The sequence below is a fragment of the Phenylobacterium sp. genome (genome assembly GCF_036723115.1).
Taxonomy (GTDB): Bacteria; Pseudomonadota; Alphaproteobacteria; order Caulobacterales; family Caulobacteraceae; genus Phenylobacterium.
This window is the reverse complement of record NZ_DAIMHV010000137.1, coordinates 1-7,045: the sequence shown is the minus strand read 5'-3', so window position 1 is coordinate 7,045 and position 7,045 is coordinate 1. Positions and strand designations below refer to the sequence as shown.

The following is a 7,045-nucleotide window of genomic DNA, read 5'->3' as shown; positions in this document are numbered from 1 at the left end:
AGTTCCGACCCATCGGCCGCCACGTGCCAAAGGCCCGTCTGTTCGGCCTTCAGGCAGGACACCGCCTGATCGACCTTGTCGGCCCGGGAAAGGTGAATGAACAGGGTCCGCCCAAAGACGCCCTCGAACCGCGCCCGCTCCGAGGCGCGCTCGCGATGGACCAGGGCCAGTTGCGAAAAGAAAAAGTCGAAACTGGGCCGCTGCAGCCGCAGCCCGAAGATGCCGTTGTCGCTGCGCCCCCGCGCCAGGGCCGCCTGGACGCAGGCCTCGACAACCTCCCGCTCCGAGGCGGTGGGGTCGGCCTCGACGCCCAGCCGCCGCGTCCATTCGGCCAGGGAAGGCTCATGAAAATAAGACGCCGGCTTCCCCGCGACCCCGGTTTCGGCCAGGAGCCGGCAGAGCAGCGTGCTCCCGCTGCGGGGGGCGGTGCAGATCATAAACGAGGCGTAGTCTGTCATGATCGATCTGCTAGATGGGTAGGTACATTTCATGAACACCCTAGCGGGGCGAGGCGATGGCGCACAACTGGATGATCGCTGAGCGGGAATACCTTCGTCATGAAAGCCGCCGCGGGCGACGCCACGCCTATGAGCGTCTCGCCCCCCGGACAACGGCGCTCGTCGTCATCGACATGGTCCCCTTCTTCGCCGAGGCCAATATCCATTGCCGCGACGCCATCGCGCCCATCAACCGCCTGGCCGCCGCCCTGCGCGAGGCCGGCGGGCTGGTCGCCTGGGTCCTGCCCGCCGATACCGGGCCGCCCAACCCCCGGGCCATCGAATTCTATGGGGAACAGATCGCTCAGGCCTTTGGCGCCTCAGGCGGCCAGGGCGCCCCGCACGACAGGCTCTGCCCGGAACTCGACTTCGTCGAGGGCGAGATCGTCGCCGAGAAATCCGCCGCCAGCGCGTTCTTCCCCGGCCGCTGCGACCTGCATGATCGCCTCGCCGCCCGTGGGATCGAGACCGTGATCATCACCGGTACGGTGACCAATGTGTGCTGCGAAAGCTCAGCCCGCGACGCCTCGACCCTGGGCTACCGCGTCATCTTCGCCGCCGACGCCACCGCCACGGTCACCGACGCGGCTCACAACGCCGCCCTCTACACCATCTACCGATCGTTCGGAGACGTCCGCCCCACCGCCGAAATCCTTGACCTCATCGCCGCCGGCCCCAGCCTGGCCCATGGCTGATCTGGGCGGGGGGCCGTGCCTGCGGGCCCAACTCTTCGCCACGGCCACACGCCTTCGTCGCTTCATGGAGCCGGTGTGGGACGACTGGCTGGCCGCCGAGCCGTGGCGCCGCGGCGCGACGCCATCGGCCGGCGCTTGCGGGCGCACCAGCCTGTTCGTGCGCGACGTCCTTCAGCTCCAGGGCCATGACGCCCATTGGGCGAACGGGACGCCGCGCCGCTCGGCTTCGGAGGAGATCGGTCCCTACGGATTCCTTGCGGGCGCCCGATGGGAGGCCCACGCCTGGGTGACGTGCCAGGGATGGATCATCGACATCACTGCCGACCAGTTCGGCGCAGAGCCGGTGATCGTCGCGCCGACGATAGACCCCCGCTACGCCGCCAACGACCTCGACACCGCCGATCCCGACGCCATAGCCCGAAGGCAGGCTGTCGCCGCCAGCTTGCTGGACGCCTGGACATCAACCCCCCTCCCCCGCCAGCAGGTCCAGCGCGACCCCTAGCACCGCCTCCAGTTCGATCACCGCGCGTTCGCCCCTGGCGGCTTCGCGCGGGGTCAGCTCGCGGCCACAGATCAGGTCGCAGGCCGCGACCAGTTGCGGCTGATCGCCCAGCAGCCCCCGCAGGGCCGAAAGCCGGGCCGCAGCCTGGGCCGAGCCTTCGGCCGCCATCAGCAGCACCTCCTCGCGCCCGCCCGGCCCCGCCGGCCCGCCGCCGGGACGCACGTCCAGGGTGGAGCGAAGGGCGCCTTCGCGGCCCGCCCGTCGGAAGAGCGCGCCATAGCGCTCCCCGGCCGCCTTCTGCCGCGCGCCGATCCGCCCCTTCCGCGCCAGCCAGTCCAGGCCCGTCTGTCGGCGATAGGGGACGGCGCGTGCGCCGCCGGCCGCCGGCGGCGTCTCGAATTCCGCCCCCCGGGCGGCGGAAAGCGCCACGGTCTCGGCCACGCCGGCCGCCACCGCGGCGGCCTCGGCCCTGGCGCGGGCCCGCTGTTCGGCCAGCCTCAGCTGGGCCTTGGCCTTCTGGGCGGGGTCGAAGATCCGGCCCATGGATCAGACCCGCCGGGCGGCCACGGCGTCGGCCAGGCGATAGACCGCCTCGCTCGCCGCCCGCTCGCCCTCCAGGATCACCAAGCCCGCCGCCGTATGCGCCAGCAACTCCTTCAGGAAGGGCGTGCGCGCGCCGGGCGTCCGATCGCCCAGGGCCCGGGCCACCAGGGCCCCGGCGTCCTCCGGCGGCTCCGCGGTCGCGCCCCTCATCGCGACATCTCCGGCCAGACCAGCGGCAGGCCGACGCAGACCCCGTTTCGGCCGATCCGCCGCTCGGTCAGAGCGGGAAAGCCGCCCTGGCCCATCACGGCGGCCACGTGCTTGTCGTGCCGGGCGAAGCGCGGCTGGGCCTCGCCGGCCCCCCGGGCCACCTGGCCGCGAAAGGCCCGCTCCATATGCCGGCGGGTCTTCTCCTCCATGCGCAGAAAGGCGCCGGCCTGGGCCGCGCTCGACCCGCCTCGGCGCAGATTGGCGTAATCCCCCAGGCTCGGCAGGCCGGCCTTGGGGGCCTTCGGGGCCTTCGGGGCCGCGCCCCGGACGTGATGCGACGTTTCCATGGAGCCGACTGTATTTTTCATACATACAGCGGGCAAGCAGAAACTGTATGTTATTTACATTCCTCCACAGGCGGTCTATTCCCCCTTCATGGACCAGCGCTCCGACCGCCTGCGCCAGGCCCGGCTCGAGGCCGGCTACGAGACCGCCGCCGCGGCCGCCGAGGCCTTCGGCTGGAACCGCAACACCTACGCCTCCAACGAGAATGGCAACGCCCCCTTCTCCTTCCGCCGCAGCAAGGAGTATGCGGCGGCCTTCAAGGTGCGTCCCGAATGGCTCTATGACGCCCTGGGCCCCATGCGCGAGGCCCTGCGCGACGGCTATGTGCCGATCCTCGGGGCGGTAGGCGCAAACCCCGACGGCGTCGTGCTTTTCGCCATCGGCCATGAGCCCACGGACCTGGCCCCCATCCCCCCCGGCGGCACCACCCAGGCCCGCGCCCTGCGGGTGGTGGGCCATTCCATGCGAGGCCTGGCCGACGACGGGGCGCTGATCTATTTCGAGGACCAGCGCACCCCGCCCTCGCCCGACATGCTGGGCCATGTGGTGGTGGTGGAGATCGACACCGACGAGGTGCTGGTCAAGCGCCTGCTGCGGGGCTCGCGGGCCGGGCGGTTCGACCTGGAGAGCGTCGCCGGCCCCACCCGGCGCGACGCGCGCCTGCGCTGGGCGGCCCACATCACCGCCATCATCCCCCCCTTCCAGGCCCGGCGCATCATCCAGAGCGTGCTCTAGCCGATTATCCTTGCCGGGGCTTGTAGTTTTTATACAATTCCCAGATGGGCGACCCCGAACACGCGCAGATGAGGCTCTGGGTCCAGGCCGCCGCCGAGGCCGCCTGGCGGCGGGGCCAGGACGGGGCCGCCCAGGGCGTGGTCTGGTCGGCCCTGCACAGTCCCGCCCTCGATCCGCCCGTTGCGAGCGCCGTCGAAACCGAGGCTGAAGCCCGCCTGGCCCTGCGCCGGGCCTGGCGCGCCTCGCCCGAGGGGCGGCTCACCCTGGCCCTGGCCGACCTGCAGACCGCCGCCCGCCGCCTCGACCAAGAAGCCGAACGCCTGCGGGAAGCCGCCGCCCGCGGCCTGGGCGGCGGCGGCCCTGACCTGCGGTCTCTGGCCCGCCCCCTCAGCGACCTCCGCAAAGCCGCCCGCGCGGTGCGGCGTTCGATAGTCGATCCCGCGCGCCTGAGGGTCTAGGCTGTCCGGTGGAGACGCCCGTCAGAGGCGCCCGACCAGGAGGACGCCATGGATCTCGCCACCGCCTCTCAGGCCTTCGACCTTGAGCGCCATGTCCAGGAGATCGAAGCCCACGGCTTCACAATCCTCGAACGCCTGTTGTCGCCGGAGACCCTGACCCGCATCCGTGCGGGCCTTTCGCCGCACCTGCGCCGCCACCACGGCCGCAACGCCTTTGAGGGCTTCCGCACCGAGCGGGTCTATACCCTCGTGGCCCGGGGCCGGGTGTTCGAGGAGATCACCGAAGAGCCGCACATCCTCGCCCTGCTCGATCGCTTCCTGCTGCCGGGCTACCTGCTCACCGCCAGCCAAGCCATCAACATTGAACCCGGCGAGGCGGCCCAGGGGGTCCATTTCGACGACGGCTTCTACCGGCTGCCCCGACCGCGCCCCGCCGCCAGCCTCAGCGTCATCTTCGCCATCGATGAGTTCACCCCGACCAACGGGGCCACCGACATCCTTCCCGGCAGCCATCTCTGGAGCGACGCCGAGGTGGCCGCCTTCGGCGCCCGCCCGGACGCCGCGGCCGAACTTCTCCCGGCCGTGATGCCGGCGGGCTCCGCCCTGGTCTTCCAGGGCCACCTGCTCCATCGCGGCGGCGCCAACCGGGCGCAAAGCCCGCGCCTGGCCCTCACCAACCAGTATTGCCAGCCCTGGGCCCGCACCCAGGAGAACTTCTATCTCAGCATCCCCCGCGATCTGGTCGCCACCTTCTCGCCCCGCCTCCAGGCCCTGCTGGGATATGAGATCTGGCCGCCCTTCATGGGCCAGGTCACCGCGTCCCATCCGCGCAAGACCCTCGATCCCGCCTGGACGCCGCCCATCCTCGAGAACCGCCTCGACACCTGAGCGCCCGTCCGCTTGACCTGACCGCTGAGAGGTCTATCTACGCGGATAGATAGTTTAGGTACTTAACTAGATTTCCCGCAGGCGCCCCATGCCCTCCCCCGTCGCCGAAGCTGTACTCACCGACCCCGAACACCTGGCCGAGGCCCTGCGGCCGGCCCTGCTGCGGGTCGCCCGGCGCCTGCGTCAGGCCGCCGCCAAGGCCGGCCTCTCGGCCCTGGACGTGCTGCTGCTGGTGGAGATCAAGCGCCAGCCGGGGGTCGGCGTCTCCGATCTGGCCGATGGGGAGCAGATGTCCCGCCCGGCCATGAGCGGCCATGTGAAGCGCCTGGAGGCCGCCGGCTGGATCAGCCGCATCTCTGACGAGAGCGACGGCCGCAGGTCGGGCCTCTCCATCACGCCCGCGGGCCTCGCCGCCCTGGCCGAAACCCGTCGCCAGCGCAATGACTGGCTGGCCGCCCGCCTGGCCACCCTCGACGAGCCCCAGCGTCAGGCGCTCGCCGCGGCCGCCGCCCCCCTCATCGCCCTGGTGGAGGCCTGAGCCCCATGGCCGACGCCGTCGATCCCCACACCGCTCCCGAAGCCGCCAAGGCGCTGGCCAAGGAGGTCCGCACCCCGCCCCTGACCAAGGAGGAGCGCGCCGCCGCCCTCAGTCGGGGCTGGATCGTGCCCGCCGTCATCGGCTCGGCCCTGATGATGCAGACGCTCAACGCCACGGTGCTGTCCAACGCCCTGCCGGCCATGGCGGCGGACCTCAACGAGGACCCCCTGCGGCTGAACCTGGCCATCACCATGTATCTGCTGGCCGCGGCGGTCTTCCTGCCCATAAGCGGCTGGGCCGCCGACAAGTTCGGGGCCAAGCGGATCTTCGTCGCCGCCATGATCCTCTACGCCCTGGCCTCGGCGGCCTGCGGCCTGGCCAACTCGCTTATGGAGCTGGTGGTCGCCCGCCTGTTCCAGGGGATGGCCGGCGCCATGATGATGCCGGTGGGCCGTCTCGTCCTGCTTCGCACCACGCCCAAGAACGAACTGGTGGGCGCCATGTCGGTGCTGACCATGCCGGCCCTCCTGGGCCCGGTGATCGGCCCCCCGGTGGGCGGCTTCATCGTCACCTTCTGGGACTGGCGCTGGATCTTCTACATCAACCTGCCCATCGCCGCGGCCGGCGTCCTTCTGGTGGCCCGCTACGTCCCCAATGTGGCGGTCCAGGACGCCCCGCGCCTGGACGTCCGGGGCATGATCCTCACCGGCCTTGGCCTGGCCAGCATCATCTTCGGCTTCGAGAATCTGGGCCGCGACATCCTCCCGCCCCTGGCCGTGGCCGGCTTCTTCGTCGGCGGCCTGGGCGCCCTCCTGGTCTATGGCTGGCACGCCAGGCGCACGCCCCACGCCATCCTCGACCTCTCCCTCTTCCGCATCCAGACCTTCACCGCCTCGGTGGTCGGCGGCGGGTTCATGCGCATCGCCATGGGCGCGACCCCCTTCATGCTGGCCATGCTGCTGCAGGTGGGCTTCGGCATGAGCGCCTTCCAGGCGGGCCTGCTCACCTTCGTCGCCGCGGCCGGCGCCCTGATCATGAAGACCACCGCCCCGCCCATCCTGCGGCGCTTCGGCTTCCGCACGGTGCTGGTGGTCAACGCCGTCATCGTCGGCGTCTTCTTCCTGGCCTATGGCGCCTTCCGCATCGACACGCCGCACTGGTTGATCATGATCATCCTGCTGGCCGGCGGCTTCTTCCGCTCCCTGCAGTTCACCAGCCTCAACGGCCTGGCCTTCGCCGACATCGAGCAGGACAAGATGAGCCGCGCTTCCACCATGTCCAGCATGGCCCAGCAGCTGGTTCAGTCGGTGGGTATCGGCCTGGCCGCCACCCTGATCCACACCTTCACCCGCCTGGCCGGTCAGGATCAGATGACCGCCGAGACCATCTCCCCGGCCTTCCTGGTCATCGGCGCTGTGACCTTCATTTCGCTGGCCTTCTACATTCCCCTGCCGCGAGATGCCGGCGATGAAATGAACAACCGCGGCCCCGCCCCGTTGAGGCCCAAGACCGCCGACTGACGCGCGCAACAGACGAGGTTTCCCCATGGTCCTGCGTCCCGCCCTCCTGGTTCTGGCCGCCGCCCTGGCCCTGGGCGCCTGCGGCGCGGAGCCGCCGACCACCCCGACCCCGCG

11 protein-coding genes are annotated in these 7,045 nt (G+C 70.9%); 7 read left to right on the top strand and 4 right to left on the bottom strand.

Annotated features, from left to right (window positions below):
- The coding region (locus V7D28_RS12485; RefSeq protein WP_333587709.1) for a Stf0 family sulfotransferase at nt 1-458 on the bottom strand (458 nt) is incomplete at its 3' end.
- Nucleotides 459-514: 56 nt separating this feature from the next.
- On the opposite strand from V7D28_RS12485, the gene V7D28_RS12480 reads away from it, so the two are divergent.
- A complete protein-coding gene (locus tag V7D28_RS12480; protein WP_333587708.1) occupies nt 515-1,192 on the top strand; it encodes an isochorismatase family cysteine hydrolase in 678 nt (225 codons plus the stop codon).
- Entirely contained in the window at nt 1,185-1,694 is a 510-nt protein-coding gene (locus tag V7D28_RS12475) for a hypothetical protein (protein ID WP_333587707.1), read from the top strand. Before V7D28_RS12480 ends, V7D28_RS12475 begins: the two co-directional genes overlap by 8 nt.
- On the opposite strand, the gene V7D28_RS12470 is transcribed toward V7D28_RS12475, so the two are convergent.
- Genes V7D28_RS12470 through V7D28_RS12460 form a run of 3 tightly spaced genes read right to left on the bottom strand, consistent with a single transcriptional unit; the run spans nt 1,653 to nt 2,794 of the window.
- Nucleotides 1,653-2,237 carry a hypothetical protein gene (locus tag V7D28_RS12470; RefSeq protein WP_333587706.1) on the bottom strand — a complete coding sequence of 195 codons (585 nt, stop codon included), beginning with the start codon at nt 2,235-2,237 and terminating at the stop codon, nt 1,653-1,655. The two genes, V7D28_RS12475 and V7D28_RS12470, sit on opposite strands and share 42 nt — an antisense overlap.
- Before the next feature lie 3 nt (nt 2,238-2,240).
- The gene (locus V7D28_RS12465; RefSeq protein ID WP_333587705.1) at nt 2,241-2,447 is read right to left on the bottom strand and encodes a hypothetical protein; all 207 of its coding nucleotides are present in this window, start codon (nt 2,445-2,447) and stop codon (nt 2,241-2,243) included.
- Complete coding sequence (locus V7D28_RS12460; RefSeq protein WP_333587704.1) at nt 2,444-2,794, bottom strand: hypothetical protein; 351 nt, start codon at nt 2,792-2,794, stop codon at nt 2,444-2,446. The genes V7D28_RS12465 and V7D28_RS12460 overlap by 4 nt, the downstream gene beginning before the upstream one ends.
- Before the next feature lie 88 nt (nt 2,795-2,882).
- On the opposite strand from V7D28_RS12460, the gene V7D28_RS12455 reads away from it, so the two are divergent.
- From V7D28_RS12455 to V7D28_RS12435, 5 genes are all read left to right on the top strand, one after another.
- Complete coding sequence (locus V7D28_RS12455; protein ID WP_333587703.1) at nt 2,883-3,527, top strand: S24 family peptidase; 645 nt, start codon at nt 2,883-2,885, stop codon at nt 3,525-3,527.
- A gap of 68 nt (nt 3,528-3,595) precedes the next feature.
- Nucleotides 3,596-3,985: a hypothetical protein gene (locus tag V7D28_RS12450; protein WP_333587702.1), complete on the top strand. Its 390-nt coding sequence runs from the start codon at nt 3,596-3,598 to the stop codon at nt 3,983-3,985.
- Nucleotides 3,986-4,033: 48 nt separating this feature from the next.
- Nucleotides 4,034-4,873, top strand: a complete 840-nt coding sequence (locus V7D28_RS12445) for a phytanoyl-CoA dioxygenase family protein (protein ID WP_333587701.1) — start codon at nt 4,034-4,036, stop codon at nt 4,871-4,873.
- An 88-nt stretch (nt 4,874-4,961) separates the two neighbouring features.
- A complete protein-coding gene (locus tag V7D28_RS12440; RefSeq protein ID WP_333587700.1) occupies nt 4,962-5,411 on the top strand; it encodes a MarR family winged helix-turn-helix transcriptional regulator in 450 nt (149 codons plus the stop codon).
- A 5-nt stretch (nt 5,412-5,416) separates the two neighbouring features.
- Nucleotides 5,417-6,931, top strand: a complete 1,515-nt coding sequence (locus tag V7D28_RS12435) for a DHA2 family efflux MFS transporter permease subunit (RefSeq protein ID WP_333587699.1) — start codon at nt 5,417-5,419, stop codon at nt 6,929-6,931.
- Nucleotides 6,932-7,045: the final 114 nt, after the last annotated feature.